The organism is Chryseobacterium sp. WX, from assembly GCF_029542485.1.
GTDB lineage: Bacteria > Bacteroidota > Bacteroidia > Flavobacteriales > Weeksellaceae > Chryseobacterium > Chryseobacterium cucumeris.
In genome coordinates, this window is the sequence record NZ_CP120710.1 from 4,615,768 (window position 1) to 4,636,025 (window position 20,258).

The 20,258-nt window shown below is 34.6% G+C and carries 19 protein-coding genes; 15 read left to right on the forward strand and 4 right to left on the reverse strand.

The genetic code is table 11. From position 1 onward, the window contains the following. Nucleotides 1–2: 2 nt before the first annotated feature. The 15 genes from PZ898_RS21245 to polA all read left to right on the forward strand — a co-directional run bounded on the left by PZ898_RS21245 (nucleotide 3) and on the right by polA (nucleotide 17,594). Entirely contained in the window at nucleotides 3–173 is a 171-nt protein-coding gene (locus PZ898_RS21245) for a hypothetical protein (RefSeq protein WP_157885782.1), read from the forward strand. After that, nucleotides 160–1,092, forward strand: coding sequence for a hypothetical protein (locus PZ898_RS21250; RefSeq protein WP_062675337.1), 933 nt, complete (start codon nucleotides 160–162; stop codon nucleotides 1,090–1,092). Before PZ898_RS21245 ends, PZ898_RS21250 begins: the two co-directional genes overlap by 14 nt. Continuing rightward, nucleotides 1,071–1,772: a DKNYY domain-containing protein gene (locus PZ898_RS21255; RefSeq protein ID WP_062675336.1), complete on the forward strand. Its 702-nt coding sequence runs from the start codon at nucleotides 1,071–1,073 to the stop codon at nucleotides 1,770–1,772. Before PZ898_RS21250 ends, PZ898_RS21255 begins: the two co-directional genes overlap by 22 nt. A gap of 266 nt (nucleotides 1,773–2,038) precedes the next feature. Continuing rightward, nucleotides 2,039–2,575 (forward strand): hypothetical protein, encoded by a 537-nt coding sequence (locus PZ898_RS21260; protein WP_277694182.1) that lies wholly within the window; start codon nucleotides 2,039–2,041, stop codon nucleotides 2,573–2,575. A gap of 87 nt (nucleotides 2,576–2,662) precedes the next feature. Then, nucleotides 2,663–3,298, forward strand: a complete 636-nt coding sequence (locus PZ898_RS21265) for a hypothetical protein (protein WP_277694183.1) — start codon at nucleotides 2,663–2,665, stop codon at nucleotides 3,296–3,298. A 98-nt stretch (nucleotides 3,299–3,396) separates the two neighbouring features. Then, on the forward strand, nucleotides 3,397–4,002 hold the full coding sequence (locus tag PZ898_RS21270) for a hypothetical protein (protein ID WP_216445190.1): 606 nt from the start codon (nucleotides 3,397–3,399) through the stop codon (nucleotides 4,000–4,002). A gap of 270 nt (nucleotides 4,003–4,272) precedes the next feature. Continuing rightward, nucleotides 4,273–6,768 (forward strand): ATP-dependent Clp protease ATP-binding subunit, encoded by a 2,496-nt coding sequence (locus PZ898_RS21275; RefSeq protein WP_277694184.1) that lies wholly within the window; start codon nucleotides 4,273–4,275, stop codon nucleotides 6,766–6,768. A gap of 63 nt (nucleotides 6,769–6,831) precedes the next feature. After that, entirely contained in the window at nucleotides 6,832–7,695 is an 864-nt protein-coding gene (locus PZ898_RS21280; protein WP_216445188.1) for a lytic transglycosylase domain-containing protein, read from the forward strand. 347 nt (nucleotides 7,696–8,042) lie between these two features. Further along, on the forward strand, nucleotides 8,043–8,456 hold the full coding sequence (gene tssD, locus PZ898_RS21285; RefSeq protein ID WP_062675331.1) for a type VI secretion system tube protein TssD: 414 nt from the start codon (nucleotides 8,043–8,045) through the stop codon (nucleotides 8,454–8,456). Nucleotides 8,457–8,662: 206 nt separating this feature from the next. Next, nucleotides 8,663–10,831 carry a phage baseplate assembly protein V gene (locus tag PZ898_RS21290; protein ID WP_277694185.1) on the forward strand — a complete coding sequence of 723 codons (2,169 nt, stop codon included), beginning with the start codon at nucleotides 8,663–8,665 and terminating at the stop codon, nucleotides 10,829–10,831. A 4-nt stretch (nucleotides 10,832–10,835) separates the two neighbouring features. Beyond that, entirely contained in the window at nucleotides 10,836–11,888 is a 1,053-nt protein-coding gene (locus PZ898_RS21295) for a LysM peptidoglycan-binding domain-containing protein (RefSeq protein WP_062675330.1), read from the forward strand. Nucleotides 11,889–11,903: 15 nt separating this feature from the next. Continuing rightward, nucleotides 11,904–12,440, forward strand: a complete 537-nt coding sequence (locus PZ898_RS21300; RefSeq protein WP_062675329.1) for a hypothetical protein — start codon at nucleotides 11,904–11,906, stop codon at nucleotides 12,438–12,440. Nucleotides 12,441–12,514: 74 nt separating this feature from the next. After that, nucleotides 12,515–13,825, forward strand: coding sequence for a hypothetical protein (locus PZ898_RS21305; RefSeq protein ID WP_062675328.1), 1,311 nt, complete (start codon nucleotides 12,515–12,517; stop codon nucleotides 13,823–13,825). 356 nt (nucleotides 13,826–14,181) lie between these two features. Further along, nucleotides 14,182–14,595, forward strand: a complete 414-nt coding sequence (gene tssD / locus PZ898_RS21310; protein ID WP_062675327.1) for a type VI secretion system tube protein TssD — start codon at nucleotides 14,182–14,184, stop codon at nucleotides 14,593–14,595. 164 nt (nucleotides 14,596–14,759) lie between these two features. After that, the gene (gene polA, locus PZ898_RS21315; protein WP_277694186.1) at nucleotides 14,760–17,594 is read left to right on the forward strand and encodes a DNA polymerase I; all 2,835 of its coding nucleotides are present in this window, start codon (nucleotides 14,760–14,762) and stop codon (nucleotides 17,592–17,594) included. Nucleotides 17,595–17,672: 78 nt separating this feature from the next. Here polA and PZ898_RS21320 read toward each other — a convergent pair whose 3' ends face one another. The 4 genes from PZ898_RS21320 to PZ898_RS21335 all read right to left on the reverse strand — a co-directional run bounded on the left by PZ898_RS21320 (nucleotide 17,673) and on the right by PZ898_RS21335 (nucleotide 20,136). Beyond that, nucleotides 17,673–18,383, reverse strand: coding sequence for a hypothetical protein (locus tag PZ898_RS21320; RefSeq protein WP_216445183.1), 711 nt, complete (start codon nucleotides 18,381–18,383; stop codon nucleotides 17,673–17,675). Nucleotides 18,384–18,395: 12 nt separating this feature from the next. Beyond that, the gene (locus PZ898_RS21325) at nucleotides 18,396–18,851 is read right to left on the reverse strand and encodes a hypothetical protein (protein ID WP_277694187.1); all 456 of its coding nucleotides are present in this window, start codon (nucleotides 18,849–18,851) and stop codon (nucleotides 18,396–18,398) included. Nucleotides 18,852–18,869: 18 nt separating this feature from the next. After that, nucleotides 18,870–19,478, reverse strand: coding sequence for a protein phosphatase 2C domain-containing protein (locus PZ898_RS21330; RefSeq protein ID WP_277694188.1), 609 nt, complete (start codon nucleotides 19,476–19,478; stop codon nucleotides 18,870–18,872). A gap of 259 nt (nucleotides 19,479–19,737) precedes the next feature. Next, nucleotides 19,738–20,136, reverse strand: a complete 399-nt coding sequence (locus PZ898_RS21335) for an immunity 22 family protein (RefSeq protein WP_277694189.1) — start codon at nucleotides 20,134–20,136, stop codon at nucleotides 19,738–19,740. Between the last annotated feature and the right edge of the window lie 122 nt (nucleotides 20,137–20,258).

Below are 20,258 nucleotides of genomic sequence, written 5' to 3' on the forward strand. Positions count from 1 at the left end.
CTATGGCAATTATAAGAAAAGCTTCGAATATTAAAATTATTACTCAAAATAAGGACGCTGTTTTAGCTGGGAGAATTCACATGAGTACCAGTAAAAAAATGATATTCGATGCAATCGAAGATAATCTGGAGTTCAATAGCGCAAAAAAAATAAAAGCAGATGGCAGGGGTTAGTTATAATACTTGGTTTAAAGTCACGAGAGAAATATTTCCTACCTCTGTAAATTTTGAATGTACAAGAATAGTAGAGTATAACATTAGCTTGAATGAAACAAGAGAAATTAGATTTAAGGTAGGTGGGAAAAATGATGATAAGAAGCGTGATCTGAAATTTGAACTTAATAATTCAAATATATCATTATCTACTTCTTATTGGAGTGTTGAAAATGAATGGGTAATAAAGACAAAAGTGACGGGCAAAAAGCTTGGTGAAACTCTTATTACGGTAAAAGTGGAAGGAAAGACGTTAAATACGATTAAAATAAAATGTGTTGATTATAAAGACGTATTTTCTGAAAAAGATGTGGAAAGATTAGTTGAGGAAAATAAGATTTCTATTTCTCGACATACAGCATGTATAATCGCTGCTGACAAACAATTAGGGAAGTTATTATTGGACAATAAAAACTTTATAACTGAAACTTCAAATAATAAAGCAAATGTTTATAATGCTTATACAAGAATAGATCAAATTAAAGATTATGGTTTTGTTAAGAATTTTCAAATTTTTGAACAAAGTACTTTTAAGGGTGGAGGTAATTACCAACCAAAGGAATATAATACTGGAAAACAAAATGTAATATCAAATTATTTGAAAAATGCAATTGGTAGTAAAATTGGTTATCACGTATTTTATTTTACAATTTTAAATGGTTATCATGTATTGCTGCTTGTTGTAAATGCTTCAAATCCATGTGATATGAAATTTAAAATATATGATCAATTAAGAGATAGAGGAGATTATCAAAATTTTTCTTTGATAGATGATAAGTTGTTAGAGATGAATGTTAATAATTGGTCTGGAGCAGCAAGTTTAACCAGAGATAAAACAGCATCAACAAAATTTGGAATATGGAAAATACAAAAAAAATAGGATATAGTATTTTGTTTTTATTAATTATGCTTTCATGTGATGGACAAAAACAGATCAATTATTATGATACACAATTAAAGGAAATTAATAACAGTAATAATATTAGAAAACTAAAATTAAATCTATATATGTATAATGGTAAAGTGAATATTTCATCAGATTATACTATACAATATGCGGGAACTAATGAAAAGATAATGACAAAAAATAAAGGATTAATTTTACAGGATTCTATCTTTTCTTTAAAAACAAATTCTTTATGGAGTACTGATGCTATTATAAAAACAGCAAGTTATCAGGAAGTGGAAAAGAATATTTTATACAAGGATGTAAATAATATTTATTATAACTCTACTTCGAGAAATAATAATTCTCCATATATAATATTAGATTTAGTGTCTCCAGAAGTCAAATTATTAAGTGGTAATTATATTAGAGATAAAAAGAATATTTATAGCTATGGAGGGATAAATTGTCAGAAATTGGAGGGTGTCCAAATAAATTCATTTAAAACCGAAAAATATATGAATTCAATTAATGGTAAAAGTATTTATTTGGGATTCGATGGTGAAAGTATCTTCCATAATGAAGTCAAATTATCTATTGATGATGTAAAAAATTTGCCTATTCATGAAAAAATAAAAGACTCTCTCCAAAAAGAATATTTTTCTGATAGGTAAGAAGAGTTATTATATAATAATGAAATCTTAAAATATTAATACATGTAAACTGTTTGTTAATTCTATCCTTCAGGGTTAGATATTTTAAAAAAAATCACACAAAGAAATTACTTAGGATAAGGGCTTAGAAACAAGCAAGTTGGACTTTTACTAATACTTTTATGAACAGATTACTAGAGCATTTAGTTTAGTAATAAGTCTTGATGAAAAAAGAACAGCTGGTATGGTAAGGTATTTAAAAGCTAACAATATGAATTGCTATAAAAATGGAAAACTTATTAAATCAACACATCAAGGGATTTTCAATAACCATCGTTAAGGTTTTCTTACAATTATTATTAATAACTACTGTAGCTTGTACAAAAATGAATGAACAAACATTTAAAGTATTTGGAAAAGAAGATATATTGAAGAATACTAAAATTAATATCATAAAGATAGATGATAGAGGAGCAAAAACTGAAAATACATTATTGTTTTTAGGAAAAGAATATGACATAAATGCAGAAACGGAAGCAGGTGCTACCTATGAACTTTATGTTTCTTATAAAGATTCATTAGTTAATATATTGAAATTTGAAAATGTAATGAGAAATGCAAATGATCATATTAATCATATTTATTTGAATGAAGAAAATAATAGTATAAACGTTATTTATATCGGAAGAGAATCAGATGTGGTTAAGCATCATGGATTTATGAAAACATTGATGCCAAAAAACGATTTTTATAAAGCTAATAATATTTCAGATGATAAAACGATAGAAAAGTATAACCAGCTTTTTTTTGATGAAGTTAAGTAGCTTTTAAATTATGAAATTAAAAGTTTTTTTTACTGTTATACTTTTATTTTTCCCAATGTAAAAAAACAATAACCTATAAAAAATATTGTGAATAAAATAATAATATTAGTTGGGTTGGGTCTTTTTACTCAATTTCAATCTCAGGAATTACAAAAGACAATGATCCCTAAAATTAGTAACAAATTTGAAAAGTTTGATATAGATAAATTTAGTAAATCAACAAAAAAAGAAACTGATGTTGTAAGAGAGTTTCTGCCCAATGGAAACTATATTGAAATGAGTATGGCAAACTCTGGTAAATATTATACCGAATCATATAAAGATTCCTATTTTATGATATCTAAATCTTATTACATCAGTGGAAATATAAAAGATAAAGGTATCATGTTTAATGTTCCTTGGGGAGCTCCTTTTCAAAAAGGAATTTGGTATGGTTTTGATGAAAATGGGAAGCTGATTAAAGAGATTGATTGTGATAAGCCTTACAAATATACATTTGAAGATATTTTAAAATTCTGTGAAAAAGAAGCTATTCCCATTACAAAAGGTCCGGTATTAAAAAGTACAGGTTTTCATACTATAATTTCAAGAAGAATAGAAAATGAAAAACCTATTTGGGAAATAGAATGGTTAAAGAAGTCGAATCGTGTTGAAAATATAATTTTGGATGGTATTTCCGGTAAAGTAATTTCAAGAAGAGAGTCAGAATTTATAAACAATTGATTTTTTTAGTTATGAACTAACAGTGGGAATTACATTTTGAATGTCATTAACATATACGCTGTATTATTGAAAAACAATCAATGTACAAAAAGAATATTATGAATAAAATAATAATATTAGCTGGGTTAGTTTTTTTTACTCAATTTCAATCGCAGGAATTACAAAAGACAATGATTCCAAAAATTAGTAATGAATTTGAAAAGATTACCATACAGAATTCTAAGAAAAAAGATGATGACAGATGTATTGAAACTCCAGAAGGAAGAAAAGAAATCTTTTCTACTTCTGAAGGTGGATATAAATTAAGTATTTACTATGAGAATTCTTTTTATAAATCAGATAAATTCTATTATAAAAATGGGTACATAAAAAATAAATCATTGGCATTTAACACGGGCTCACCCGTCGGAATATTATATCATTTTGATAAATCAGGTAAGCTTACTAAGGAAGAATATACAGATGAAGGATATAGTTTTACTCCTGAAAAGGTAGTGAAGTATTGTGAAAAGAATAAAATCGCGCTTCCGAAAGGATATCATGATTCTGGGTTTTATACCCGGGTTAGAAAGGATGTTCTTGATGGTAAAAAAGTTTGGGTAATAGAATACCTTATCCCGGATGGAGATATTCAAAAAGTTGTTTTAGATGGTCAATCAGGTACAGAACTTGAGAAAAAAGTGGTTCCGTTTGTGAGCCGTTAATAGGTTAATCTTTTTCTATTTTGGCCGGAAAGAGATCCAGAAAAGTAATATGTCACCATCAGAACTACGATTAAAAACAAAAAGCACCGTTGTTACTTCTCTAATTGAAGAATTAACTATCTTTATATCGTTTAGAATAAAATAGCTAATTTTAGCTGCACAAAAAGAATAAGTTTTAATTCTTTGAAAAAAGAGATGAAAAATATACTTTAAAATAATCAAATCGTAAGCACAACAGAACGCCAATATATTAATATAAGAAAATTATAAATGGGAGTACTAGTAACCAACGAAACAGTAAAGCAACTATTTCACATTGCTCAGTCGATAGCGAAGGAAAATTATAATGGAACTTATGGTGGCCCGCACATCCTGCAGGCTTTAATGCATAAAGATATCGGACTTAATGAATTCCTGAAAAGCATAGATAAAGATCCGGGCTATTTCTATGAATGGGCAGATGTCCGTATCGAAGAATATCCGAAAACCAGCCATCTTCCCGATGAAGTAGGACAGGATAATGCAGTGGATACCCTTATTGAAGAAGCTGATGATATCCGTTTAAAATTAGGATTGGATGAGATTACTCCTATCTGTATCCTGACAGCCATTGTAAAACCACAGGTTGTATTCTCTCTTCAGCAGTTAAAGTCACTTCCGTTGAGAGAACATGAGATCTTTAATCTATACAGAAAAGATACTCCGTTTACCGTTTCAGAAGATGGGAACTTCTCATCATTATTTTCAAATGGTTCAGACTATTCAGACTCTTCCTTTCCTTCCATTAAAAGCTATTGTGTAGACAGAACGGCGCAGGCAAGAAAAGGAGAAATAGAAAATATCATCGGCAGGGACAAAGAACTCAGAATGCTGGTGGAAATCCTTTGCCGAAGAAGCAAACCGAATGTGATCATCATCGGGGAGCCAGGAGTAGGAAAAACAGCTTTGGTAGAAGGCTTTGCTACAGAAATTATTAAAGGAAATGTTCCTGAAATGCTTAAAAACGGTACCCTTTTAGAACTGGACACCGGAGCATTATTAGCCGGAACTTCTTATAAAGGGGAAATTGAAGACCGCCTGAAAAAAGTCATCAATGAATGTAAGAAAATTGAAAAAGCCATTCTTTTCATTGATGAAATCCACACCCTTTTAGATCCGAAAGGAAGCATCGGAAACGTTGCCAATCTCTTGAAACCTGAGCTTGCCAGAGGCGAAATTACCGTAATCGGAGCTACTACGCAGGAAGAATACAGAAAAATTATAGAGCCGGAACAGGCTTTCAACCGTCGTTTTGAGGTGTTAACCGTTCTTGAACCGGATGAGAAAACATGCGTCAAAATGATCGATGTACTCCTTGAAGGATACAAAAAGCACCACGGTATTGAAGTGGAAAAAACAGCCCTTCCGGAATGTGTACGTCTGGCAAAAAGATATGCAAAAGGTAAAAAATTACCGGATGCCGCTATTGATTTATTAGACAGAACAATGGCTGCGATCAAAATGCTTGATGAATTATCAGAAAAAGAACTGGATAGCTGGAAAGAAAGCTATGATGTAATTCTGAAGGAAGAATATACAGACAGCAAAGATAAAGCTGATGAACTGATCTGGACATATAACCTGCTAAGAGACAAAATAAGCCCAATTTTGTGGGGATCACTCAGCGAGCAGCCTTCCATCGACAACTCTATGCCGGTAGATCAGATTCAGAAAATCATTGAAGATACTTACGCAGAACTTTTGCAGCATGCAGCTAAGAAAAGAGAAAAAGTAGACAGATTGGAGCTGGCAGCTGTAATGGCCGCTAAAACCAATATTCCAATCGGGAAAATCCAGGCTCAGGAAAAAGAAAAACTCCTGAATATGGAATCCCTTCTATTGAACAGGGTTGTAGGACAGGATCATGCACTAAAAATCCTTTCCGATGCTATTGTTGAAAACCGAAGCGGATTGAACAAACCGGGACAGCCTATCGGATCGTTCTTCCTTCTTGGACCTACCGGAACTGGTAAAACAGAGCTGGCAAAATCAATGGCAGAATTACTTTTCAACGATGAAAAGGCAATGGTACGCTTTGATATGTCGGAATTTAAAGAAGAACATTCCGCAGCGTTGCTATACGGAGCGCCTCCGGGATATGTAGGATATGAAGAAGGAGGAATGCTTGTTAATAAAATCAGACAACAGCCATATACTGTTGTGTTATTTGATGAGATTGAAAAAGCCCACCATTCTGTTTTTGATGTATTCCTTCAGATTATGGATGAAGGGAAAGTTCATGATAAATTAGGTAAAGAAGGAGATTTCAGCAATGCATTGATCCTGTTTACCTCCAATATCGGAAGTGAAGAAATTGTAAAACAGTTTGAAGAAGGAAAAATTCCGGAATCATCTTCACTCATGCAGATTATGTCAAACTCCGGACGATTCAGACCTGAGTTCCTGGCAAGAATTACAGAAATTATTCCTTTTGCACCGATCACAGAATCTATTGCAGAAAGAATCTTTAATATTCAGCTGAAATCACTTCATACTTCATTAACAAGATTGGGAATTGCTTTGAAAATTACCGATGAAGCTGTGAAAAACCTTGCATTAGTAGGGTTTAGCAGTAAGTATGGTGCAAGACAGATCTCAGGGGTCATCCGTGCTCAGCTTGCAAGACCAATCTCTAAAATGATTGTGAGAGAAGAAGTGAAATCCGGCCAGACTATTCATGTAGATTGGAATAAAGACGAAGAAAAATTAAGCTGGAAAGTAGATTAAGTATAAAGTAAAAAGGCAAATTTGTTACCCACTTTTGCCTTTTAGCTTATAAATAAAATTAAAATGAAAACAATTGTCAGAAATATCTTTACAGGTTTTCTATTATTAGGATCCGTTATCATGATCAACGGACAGTTTCTTGCCGCTTCCGATACCTCTGAAAGCAGTGTGAAAAAGTATAAAGGTATCATTAATGCCAATAAGGATCTTGTAGAATTTATTGAACAATTACTCCTTCAGAAAGGCCTTCCCAAGCATTTGAGAAATCTGGCCCTGATTGAATCCCATTTTGACAGAAATATTACCTCAGGTGCCGGAGCAGTAGGAATCTGGCAGTTTATGACTGCACATGCCAACCAATACGGGCTTACAGAGCAAGGACGTACTGACATTTATAAAAGTACTAAAACCGCTACCATTTCCTTAAGTAATCTTTATAAAAAGTACAATAATTGGGTGACCGTGGTTGCAGCCTATAATTGTGGTGAAGGAAATATTGCCAAAGCAATGGAAGCTGCTGGCTCTACTCAATATCATGTGTTTTATAAATACCTTCCGGGAGAAACCATTAATCATGTGAAGAAATATCTTAATGCATGCTATGCAACAGGAGAACTTCAGAGTGTATTGAATAATTATAATTCTGCAAGGCTCAACAAGATTTTCTTTGAGGGAGATCGTAAAGAAACTGCTGCTGCGCTTTCAGAAACAGAGATCAATGCCGGATTCAATCTGAACGTTGTTGCTGCAGAATTGAACGTAGAAGTAGACAAAATCCTTGCCTGGAATCCGGGAATCGTAGAAGAACTCCAGAAAAAAGGAGAAAGTCCATTCTATCTTCCTGTGGATCTGATGCCTGATTTTCTGCTGAGAAAAAACAAAATATTGGTTCGTTCCATAAAAGAAGGTGGAAAGGCTCAACAGTAAAATAATATCCGATAACAATAAAAAAGCAACCCATAAAACGGTTGCTTTTTTATTGGATAATCTGTTAAAAACATCCTAATATTTTATTAAGAAAATCTTAATATTTCTCACTGATGTGGAAAATTATTGTTTTTGGTGTTAATTTTCAATCAATTAAAACCTTTTATTGATAGGCTTTTGGTTGGTGTTCTTAAATCAATTGTCGTAGAATTACTACAAGAAATCGTAGAACTACTACAAATTTTCAGATTTATATTCAAAAGTTTTTTTTAGCGAAAAAGAGCCTCTATATTTGCTAACACAATCACCAAATCACAAAATATTACTAACGATTAAATTTACTAATCATGGCCGAAAGAAATTCAAGAGGAATCTTAAAATTCAACAACGGAGAAGGACAGAAGCTGTTAAAAATGAATTACAGTGTTTCCAGATCTACAGACGTTTCAGGACGTGTAGCATCAGATCCTTCTAATGCATTGATCAAAGTAACAGTAGAAGCTACTGAAAAATCAGACATCCTTGAAAGCTTGTTAAACGGTAAATACAAGCCAACAGTAGGGGAAATCACTTTCAACAAATCTCACGAAGAGGGAACACTGATTACTTTGAAATGGGAAAACGGATACGTAATCCAGCACGAAGTAGACTTCGACGCAATAGACAGCAACAGTATGCTCATCAGCTTCGTAATCAGCGCTGAAACCATTGACTACGGTACTTCTCAGTACGCAGGATTATGGCCTTCAGCAGGTAAATAAGCCTATTCATCATCTTAGTAAAAATAAAATTGGTACAGAACAGTACGCTCATTCGGGTATACTGTTCTGTTTTTCCGTTTAAAAGAATTTCGAAAATCATTTTTCAAAAGGAAAATGATAGATGCACAAATGATTTATCAATCTCACACTTTCTATGCTGTAAGTATCAGCAGTTTATTTACGATTTAACTTAAATACAAAACGCTATGTTTCAGGATGATAAAAAAATTAAAGTAGCAAACCCGAAAAACGAGATAAACGCGGGCAAACAACAGTTGAAAAATACAGTGCAGGAGAATGTTACCAAAAAAGCAGAAGGAAAATTGAATAAGGCAGATGAAAAAGTAAAAAAGGTAGCAAAAGCAGGACAGCAAAGTTTAAATGTTGCTCAAGGTGCTGATATGTTTATGAACCAGACTTTTGTACCGAACAATCCTTCTATTGTTGATAATAAAGTGTGGGCGAAACAGCCAACTTCAAAAATACACAATGCTGAAGCTATTGCTCAAAGTTTTATTGCAGGAATCAATCGTGTGGTAAAGCTGGATGTGGTTATTGAAGGACAAATTATCAAACATTTTAAGCATTTCAAACTTACCCAGAGTGCTGCAAAACATCATGAATTCAACCTGATGTTGGCTCATGATGCCCTTGGCAATGCAGAAAATCACAATCTTGAAGAGGCCCAAAGCTTTTTAGGAAAAAGAATTACTGTTGTATTTAAATATAAAGATGTAGAAAAAGGCGCTGAACGTAATTTTGTAGGAGTCATTACAGAAGTAGGTTTCAGCCAGGAAAAGGGAAGCCTTGGAAATATCGTTCTTAAAGGTTTTAGCCCGACAGTACTTTTAGATGCGGCTCCCCATATTCAGAGTTTTGGAGGTGGACAGCCTGTCAGCCTGAATAGTATTGCCGACCAGGTGATCCGTGAAGGGCTGGGACAAAATAAATTCGACTTCAGAATAGATGCTCAGCACGGAAATGTGGCCTACAGTTCACAATACGAAGAAACTCATTATAATTATCTTGCGAGAATAGCTGAGGCTTATGGTGAGCAGTTTTATTATGATGGTGAAGTATTACATTTTGGAAAACTTCCACCTCAGGAAAAACCTGTTAAACTTACCTATGGAAGCAGCGTAAGTGATATTGCTGTCAAAATGAAGGCACAGCATGTCAACCCTACATTTTATGGCTATAACAGCAGTAAAAATGAAAAACTGACCACTGGAAGTTCGAAAATCAGCCATACTTCAGATATTGCAAGAAGAGCCTACGAAATATCTGAAAAGATCTTCACCACACCTTCTTTGAGAGTAGCCCCAATAAAAGCAACCTCTTTTATGGACATTGATGCCTCACAGAAAGGAACAGCAGGAAGTAAAGCCTCGGAAGTATTTATTACATCGGGGACAACTACTTTTCCGTTTTTATATCCGGGATGTACAGCAGATATTGAAATGCGGAAATCTTCAACAAATGAAACTTCCTATTTTACCAAGCTGATGATTATCGAAGTAACCCATGAAGTAGATGCAAGAGGTTACTATGACGGTAAATTTGAAGCAATTGCCGCAGACACAGGTTTTATACCACGGCCTGAATTCGAAACTCCGAGAGCTGAGGCTCAGTTTGCAAAAGTAATTTCCAATACAGATTCTATGAATCAGGGAAGAGTTCAGGTACAGTTTGACTGGCAAAACGGGCCGGACAGTACAGAATTTATCCGTGTAATGTCTCCGGATGCAGGAAGCAGTGATAAGGTCAATAAAAATAGAGGCTTTATGTCAGTTCCTGAAGTTGGAGACCAGGTAATTGTCAATTTTGTACATCAGCATCCTGACCGTCCTTTCGTAATGGGAGGAATGTTTCATGGTAGTATAGGAGCCGGTGGCGGAGCTGGAAATAATATAATGAGCTTTAGCGGTAGAAGTGGTGCAGAATTAAAGTATGATAACGGAGCCGGATCGATGAATCTTAAAGATCAGGGTGGTGCAAATATGTTTTTTGACGGATCCGGAAATGTTATACATAATGCCAATAACAACAGCACTAAAACTGTTGGTAATGATAAAACAGATAAGATTGGAAACAATAAAAAACTGGAAGTAGGCTGCGATCATATTTCAGACGTAGGCAATACCCATAAAGTCTCAGTAGGTAAAGACCAGAGTGTATTTACAATGGATAATGCCGGAGTGATTGATTTAACCGGAGCCCAGAAAATTACCATTAAAGTAGGTAACAGTGAGATTATCATTACCGGAACGAAGGTTTCTATTAAAAGTGATGAAATCGACATCAACGGAGGCGGTGCAACAGCTAATTTTAAAGGCTTGACAAAAATAACAGGATCACAGGTAGATATCAATTAACAGAATGGATTTTATAAAATACGAGATTAAAAAAGGAGATACCCTGGAATCTCTTGCAGAGAAACAAGGGACATCCGTTAAAGAATTGATCAATTTTCATAACCTCTATTGTGGAACCACAAATTTTATTATTGGAGAAAAACTGCCTATTCATCTGCAATATCTTTTTTTAGAAAAGAAAACAGGTGAAGAAATCAATAAGGCAATAGAAGACAGGAAATTTCCCCAAAAAGCAAGATACAGATGCGAACAGTTCAATACTACAAAGGTTGAAGATAGAATCACATTTCATTGCAATACCAAAAAAGAATATGTTGTTGAAAAAGATGCAGCCAATACTAAAGCTAAAGTAAAGCTTAAGGAATATTTATATAAAATAAATCCCGAAAATATGGCTCTTGCTATAGAAGCTGTCAAAGAACTGGAATTTGATAAAGAAGATGTAATTTTCAATTTAAATGATGACCATACCATAAAAGGAGTAGAAAATTTTCCCCAGATAAAAGAAAAATGGGAACTTTTTAAACCCAAATTAAAAGCTTCGGAATTTTACAGACAGGTGGAGAAAATTAACTCCAAAGCTGCTGAAGATATCATCAAAGGTGGCGGACTGGAATTTGAGAACGAAGCCAATCTGAGAAAAACCTATGACAAGTCTCTTCTTTATCATGTCTTGTTTAATGATTTTGATGCCCGTAAAAAGAGAAAGCAAAATGATGTTTTAAAGTTTATTTCACAGATATTTGTCAATGTTCCTATTGAACTGGAATTGCAGCATACCATTATAAAAGAAGATGATTACTTTATAGAATTCAGAACTGTGGGGACACTTTTAAAAGATAAAATAGATAATGCTGTGCTGGAAGAACAATACAACAAATTCTACAAACCTATTATTGAATATGGTTTCAGTGAATATAATTATGATTATAGAATCAGAAGAATGGTCGATAAAAAAACAGGAACTATCATCAATGCATCAGCATTAATGAAAGAAGAAGTAAAAAATAATTATCAGTTTGTTACCCAGTTTGATCTAAAACAAATTGAATATTAAAAGTAATTTTTAAGTATGGCCGAAAATAAAGTGTTTACATTCAATAACGTTTTGCCTTATCATATTGCCAGAACACTTCTGGTTATTATCCCATGCCTGGTTTTCTATGGAGCATTGTATTATGTTCTCTTCAAAGGAGTATTCAGACTTTCTTTCGTTATGTTTTTTTTCCTTTTTTATTTTGGAAGCTGTTATCTGATCCTGAAAGCAATTTCTGTGAAGTTGAAAATCTGGTTTGATGAAAACTATTTTTATATCCAGAAGGGAAACCAGACTCCTGAAAAATATTCCAAGACAGATATTGAAGGATTTTATGCTTATGATTATGAAACCAAAGCACCGTCATTGCAAAGCTCAAAAATATACTTCAGATTCCGCTTGAAAAATAAGACAGACATTTACTTAAATGATGTTGAATACAAAAACAAATACGAAGAAGAGAAAGGAAACGAACTTAAAAAATTTCTGATATCAGCTCAGAAAGAACTCCATTTTTCAAAAACAGAAAAGAAAAGTCTTCAGAATGTTTATTGGTATTCACAATATAATTAAGACATATAAACTCTGAAAATTTAAAAGATAAATTCACTATTTACAGGATGTGTTAATCAATAAAATGTAACATTATGAGTGCTTCCTATATACCCAAAGATGTTTACACAGTGTGTACATTTCAAACCGATTCAGAACCAAGACAATTAATTCCTACAAGAGAACCCATTACTGTTTTCTATGGATCTGATAAAACCCGGCCCTTATTAACAAAAGAAGATCGAAATATCAATAAAGAATTTCCCTGTAAAAGTCCTAAAAATGCCATGTGGGGATTTCTTTGCTTTGGAGCAGGCCTTATTGTTGGTGCACTGCTTGTGTTATCCGGACCTATTGGCTGGGCTGCATTAGCAGTGGGAGTAGGTGTTCTGGCATGTGGAGCAGCAGCAGCATATCATGCAACGAAAATAAACCACTTATGTACTGAATCTTTAGGAAAAGGAAACTGGAAAATTGAACATGAAAAAGTAAAATTTGATCAATTTATGGCCATCACCCAGAACTCTATACTGGTTTGTGATACCGGAGGACTATTAAGCCCCATATTCAGCTATTCTGTGGCCAAGAAATACGCACAGCAGATCGAGAGTAATAATGGAAAGGAAATTGTTCTCAATGCCGCTGCTTCTTTCTTCGGAGGAGCTGGGATCGTTATTGCAGGAGTAGAAATGGGAATCGGTAAGACGCTATTGTGGATGGGTGGAACCATGGCAGTAATGAACGAAGGAAGTTACTGGGAAAGAGAAATCATCAGAAGCAACTCATTGGAAGATAATAGCCATTATCAGGATATGAATAAAGAAGCAGATGAAAACAGCAGAGTTCCCGGATACCTAAAGGATTTTCCAAAAAATGTGACGGGAATAACTCCTTCAGATCTTGCCAGCCCGGATATTCTGGAACTTAATGAAAAAGGAGGATTGGCAAGCAGAGACGGTAAAACCCCTATTTTCTTTAACGGAAAATGGTATGTCCAGGATTGGCAAAAAAACCTGATTGAAATAAAACAAGGGACAGCTTTATCTAAAGATTTGACAGCTTTAGAAGGTGTAGATTCCCGTGAAGTATGGAAAACATCTGAAGGAAAGGCTATTGTAGAAAATATCCGTAACGGCAAATATTCAGAATCTCTGGTTGCCACAGCAAAAGACGGCTTAGGAAGAGTACGTCCCCGAAACTTACCGAATTTAGCCAAAGAACTTCCCAGCATAAAAATGCAGAATATCAAAAATATTGGTAAACTTGGCGTAAAAGGTGGTGGATTCATCGGTTTCTTTTTCCCATTTATCGCTACGTATTTTTCTGAAGACTCAAGAAGAATATTAGCTAATGCAATGGCGGAAGATGCCGGAAACGGAATACATGTAATAGCAAATGATGCCTAGACTCAACCCAATTTTTTGATTTTTAAAAGATAAAATAACCAGACCTGTATAAGGTCTTTTTTTATGTATATAAGTGCATTTTATGTATATTATTTCTCTTAATAGTGTAATAAGTTGGTGTTTGTTGAAGATTTTTAATCCTTTTTAAAATATTTATTTACAGTGTATTGTGCTTTGTTTTAAATCTAATATCGTAGAATTACGACACGAAATCGTAGAACTACTACATCAAATCGTACAATTACGACACTTTTTCAGATTTCCCTTCAATTGCTTTTTTATCAAACCCAAGGAGGCTATCTTTGTTATATAATTATTGAATTACAATTTATTACTAACGATTAAAATTTACAATCATGGCAGAAAGAAATTCAAGAGGAATCTTAAAATTCAACAACGGTGAAGGGCAGAAACTGTTAAAAATGAACTACAGTGTATCAAGATCTACAGACGTATCAGGACGTGTAGCATCAGATCCTTCCAATGCATTAATTAAGGTGACAGTAGAAGCTACTGAAAAGTCAGACATCCTTGAAAGCTTACTAAACGGTAAATACAAGCCGACAGTAGGAGAGATCACTTTCAACAAATCTCACGAAGAAGGAACACTGATCACTTTGAAATGGGAGAACGGATACGTAATCCAGCACGAAGTAGATTTCGATGCAGTAGACAGCAACAGTATGCTGATCAGCTTCGTAGTAAGTGCTGAAACCATTGACTACGGTACTTCTCAGTACGCAGGACTATGGCCTTCTTCAGGTAAATAATCCCATAAACTTAAATAAAAAAAGAAACAGTATGCCTTCGGGTATGCTGTTTTGTTTTTTTAACCCCATCTTGAACCCTCGAACCCGAATCTCCATTCCCGAAACCCTTCAACGGGCTGCCAGTTTTTACTCCTATTTTCTTATATTTGTTCATTATTCAAAATATGGACGCAACACACGATAAAAGGCTGTTTCTCATCGATGCTTATGCGATGATTTTCAGAGGATATTACGCATTAATCAGGAATCCGAGACTTACCAGCAAAGGTCTGGATACTTCTGCCATCTTCGGTTTTACCAATTCTTTGATCGAATTGATCAGAAGAGAAAAACCAACACACCTGGCAGTAGTTTTTGATGTTGGACAGGCCAGTGTAAGAACTGATGATTTCTCAGAATATAAAGCCAACAGAAGCGAAACTCCCGAAGCAATCAAAATTGCGATTCCATATATTCACAAAATTCTGGAAGCAATGCACATCCCGATTCTTGGGGTGGAAGGATATGAAGCCGATGATGTCATTGGAACTATCGCATGCAAAGCAGAAAAAGAAGGATATACCACTTTCATGGTGACGCCGGATAAAGATTTTGCACAGCTGGTTACCGATAAAATTAAAATTTATAAGCCAGGTTTAAAAGGTGGCGATATCGAAATTCTCGGAGTTGAAGAAGTAAAGGCAAAATATGAGATTGATGATCCTAAGCAGGTGATAGATTTCCTTGCTATGATGGGAGATGCAGTAGATAATATCCCTGGATTAGAAGGGGTAGGAGAAAAAACGGCTATGAAATTCCTGAAAGAATTCGGCAGCATTGAAAATTTATTAGCCAATACGGATAAACTGAAAGGAAAACTGAAAGAAAAAGTAGAAGCTTCCGCAGAACGTGGTATTATGTCTAAAAAACTGGCAACCATTATTTGTGACGCTCCTGTAGAATTTCATCAGGAACAATACGATTTGGAAACTCCGGATTTTGAAAAAGTAAAAGAGGTCTTTGATGAAATAGAATTCAGAAGGTTATACGAAAACCTTTACAGGGCTTTTGCTCCTGCGGCTGTAGAAACAGTGGTTGTAAGTGAAGTAGAAGTAAAGCAGACTCCGGCCGGAACCGAAGTAAAAGGACAGGTGATGCAGCTTGACCTTTTTGCCAATTTTGAAGAACTGGAACAGGCTACTTCTACAAAGTCAACGATTGAGAATAATGATCACCTTTATCAGTTTATCAATAATCCGAAAGCTCAGAAAAAACTGGTAGACAACCTGCTGCAGCAGAAAGTAGTATGTTTCGATACGGAAACGACATCATTAAACGAACTGGAAGCAGAACTGGTAGGAATGAGCTTCTCTTATAAAAAAGGACTTGCCTACTACATTCCTCTCTCTGAAAACAGAGAAGAAGTGTTGCAGACCCTAGAGATTTTCAGACCGTTTTTCGAAAAAGAAGACCTGCTTAAAATTGCTCACAATCTAAAATACGATTATAAAGTTTTAAAACAATACGACATCACCGTTAAAGGGGCTATGTTCGATACCATGATTGCCCACTACCTGCTGAATCCGGATGGAAGACACGGGATGGATTACCTTTCAGAAGTATATCTGAACTATAAACCGGTATCCATTGAAACCATTATCGGAAAAAAAGGGAAAAAACAGGGGAATTTCAGAGATGCTGATCTGAGAACGCAGACAGACTACGCGGCGGAAGATGCAGACATCACTTTCCAACTGTATGAACTTTTCGCACCACAGCTGAAAAAAGAAAACCTGGAAGAGCTTTTCTTTAATATTGAAATGCCTCTGATGGAAGTACTTGCAAAAATGGAACTTTCAGGGATTTCTTTGGATGAAAAATGGTTGGCACAGGAAAGTGTTGACCTTGAAAATGATCTGAAACAGCTGGAAACAAAGATTTTTGAACTTTCAGAAGAAGAATTCAATATGAATTCCCCTAAACAGTTGGGAGAAATTCTTTTTGAAAAATTACAGCTGGATCCCAAAGCCAAAAAAACAAAGACAGGACAATATGCAACCTCAGAAGATGTTCTTCAAAAATTAAGTTCAAAACATGAAATTATCAAGCATATCCTGGAATACAGAACCTATCAGAAATTAAAATCAACTTATGTGGATGCATTGCCTTCACAGATTGAGAAAAAAGATAATAGAGTACATACCAACTTCTCACAGACTACAGCTGCTACAGGCCGTTTGGCGAGTGTAAACCCTAACCTGCAGAATATTCCGATCCGAACGGTAAGGGGCCAGCAGATCCGTGGAGCATTTGTTTCCGGAGAAGGGAAGAAGATTATTTCTGCCGATTACTCTCAGATTGAACTTCGTTTGATTGCTGAGATTTCCGGAGAGGATAATATGATCAAAGCTTTTCAGGATGGAGAAGATATCCACGCTTCTACCGCCGCAAAACTCTTTAAAATTCCTTTGGCTGAGGTATCCAAAACCCAGAGAAGTCAGGCTAAAACCGTAAACTTTGGAATTATCTATGGACAAGGAGCTTTTGCTTTGGCAGAACAAACCGGATTATCCCGTACAGAAGCCAAACAGATGATCGAAGCTTACTTTGAAACCTATCCGAAACTGAAGGAGTACATGGCTGAGCAGGTGAACAAAGCACGCCAGGTAGGATATGTTGAAACTATTTTAGGAAGAAAACGTCATTTGAAAGATATTAATTCCAATAATTTTGTGGTAAGAGGTCATGCGGAAAGAAATGCTGTAAACGCACCAGTTCAGGGAAGTGCAGCAGATGTTGTAAAGCTTGCCATGATTAAAATAGACAGAGAACTTGAAGAGCAACAGCTTAAAACAAAGATGCTGCTTCAGGTACATGACGAATTGGTGTTCGAATCTCCGGTAGATGAGATTGATACAGCCTCAAAACTAATCAAAACTGAAATGGAAAGTGCCCTGAAAACACAGGTTCCTTTATTGGTAGAAATTGGAGTAGGAGATAACTGGTTAGAAGCACATTAATCAATACTGTAAATCATACTTTAAATAAAAAACTTCCGTCTTTTAGGCGGAAGTTTTATTTTGTTAGAACTGGACAGCTTACTCCTGTTCTACAGAATTATAAACATTGGTGACAACATCATCAGGAGAAACATTTTCAAATAAAAATCTTTCTTTTTTTACCTGTACTTTTTTAGTTTCTGATGGCATTTCTTGTTCCATGGTATTTACCGTTTCCAGTATTACTTTACCTTTCATAGGCTCATAATAGAGGGCAGAGTGGGAACCCGCACCCATATTATACGTTTCAATATAGGTAAGAATCAGGTTGTCATTCATATATTTGAATTTACTGAACTGATTACCATAAGGTCCGATATCATAGAGATTGATATTCAATGTTCCTTTTTCAATACTGATGTCTTCAGGATCGTGCATTTTATAACCAGATTCATTGTATTCATCGGGAAAAACGGTTTCAGAACTTTTAAATAACCGGTATGTTTTGTCAGGATTCTTTAGAAGGACTATCATAGTTCTCTGTGCTAAAGTGTCGTCTTTTTTTCTTAAAACCAAAGCTTTATCAGGAAGTCCGTCATGGTTGAGATCACCTTCGGTTTCGTATTGAATTTCATATTGACTGGATACAAAATCTGAGACTTGTTTTCCTGCTGTCGACTGTTCCTTCTCAACTGGTGCCGTATCCTTTTTTATAATGCCCGAAGAATTTTTCGGAGCCTGGGTTTTGGTTTTGTTACATGAATAAGCAATTAAAGAAGCAAAAAGTAAAGTAGAAATGATTTTTTTCAATGGTTTTTGTTTTTAAGATACAAATCTAGCTTTTATTTCCTGATAATGTAAAATTACAACACACAAACATCCCAGTACGGTAACAGGTAGAAAGGAAAGTGAAATTGTATATTGGATTTCCGAATTGAAATCGTAAGTACTCCAGGAAGATTCCCTGTCTACAAATAGGGTGTAGTTCCAAAATAACCAGACAAAGATCAGGAATAGGAACTCGACTGAAGCCTTGAAGAAAATCTTTTTAACAAAGAAAAGCAGAGAAAAGACAATTGATAAGAACCCACCGGCTATAAGGGATATATACACCGCATCTTCAAAAAATGAACAGTCTATACAGCCGCTTGAAACACGTTCTGAAAGGGTTCCCATTGACCAGTAAAATTGTAAGAATGTAACCACTGAAATAAAGATGGTACTAATGAACCATCTTTTCAAAAAAGAGTATAATTGATGAGGTTTGGATTCTTTCATGATATTCAAATATCTGAATTATTTTGTCATTCTAACAATAGCTAAATCATCTGTAGGTTTTACTCCATACTGATATTCCAACTGCTTTAGTTTCATGTTAAGCATTTCTTCAGTTTCGCTATTCTGACGGTCTATCATTAAATATTCAGCAAAATTGATCATTTGTTCAGAATTCGTTTTTTTAATTTTTGAAAAGCTCAAAATACCATCAGTAGCAATGGAAACATCATCTAGATCATCAAAAAATAATTTCTGAGACTGACGGGGATACCATTCTTCAAAGTCTTCATGGAGATGATAAGCTAAATAGTCCGGTTTATTATTACGGTCAAATTCTGTGATATTTCCATTGACACAGACAACTCCATCTCCAATGGCTAGGATGAATCCTTCGTCCTTTGTGATGTCATAAACCATGATTATGAGAGTAGATAGCAACTCTTTTTCGTCCAGCATCAGATGGTTTTTTACAAATTTAAGTTCGTTGAATAAACCTTTTATGATTTCTTTGAGCTCTTCTTCCGGAGTTTGCTGGCTGGCTTTTTCATATAATGCCTTGTAACCGTTTTCAATAATGATTTTACGTAAAATCTTTCCAGTAAGTGTTGACGCAAAATGACTGTCCATAGCTGTAGAGCATCCATCACAGCACACAAAATCTTATCAGAACAGATTTTTTTGATGAGAAGATCATCTTCACAATGGTTAACATGATAATCTCCGATTTGTAGGGTAGAATATAAATTCATTACATGCTAAAATAGATTTATTTTTTTAATGTAACCTTATTTCATCCTCATTATAGGTATAAAAATAGCAACAGGTGATCACATTTACCATGAAATCACTTGTTGCCGGTGTTGAGAAAGCAGTTTTGCTTTGGTTATTAAATATCGTATTCTATTTCTCCCACATAATGCAGTGAAAAATCATCATTTTCTACAGAAACCGGATTAGGAATTACAAATCTTGTTGCAAAAATAATAGCATTTACGGGCGTATCCAGACTGAGTTCGTTTAATTTGTTTTCCAGAACCGGAAGCCATTGGTCAGCATAAGAATACTCTGCAAACTTATCATAAAAACTAAGGCTTTCATCTTCAAAACCATATTCTATAAAATCATCATCAAACCATTTGATGTTCTGTGATTCTGCAAACTTGGAAACGTACTGATCATCAGTTTCTTCCTCTATATAGTAGTTTTCATCCTCTTCTATAAAGCTATAAAAATCTTCTTCATTCTTGAAATATCCTAACCAGAAGTGTGAAATTTCTTTATCCATAATTGTATATAAGTATTATTTTTTTGATTTTTTTAATAAGTGACATTTTTCCACGTTGATAAATATCCCTTTTATACAAGAAAATTTCCGCAATTAAAATGTAACATTGCAAAAGTTTTTCA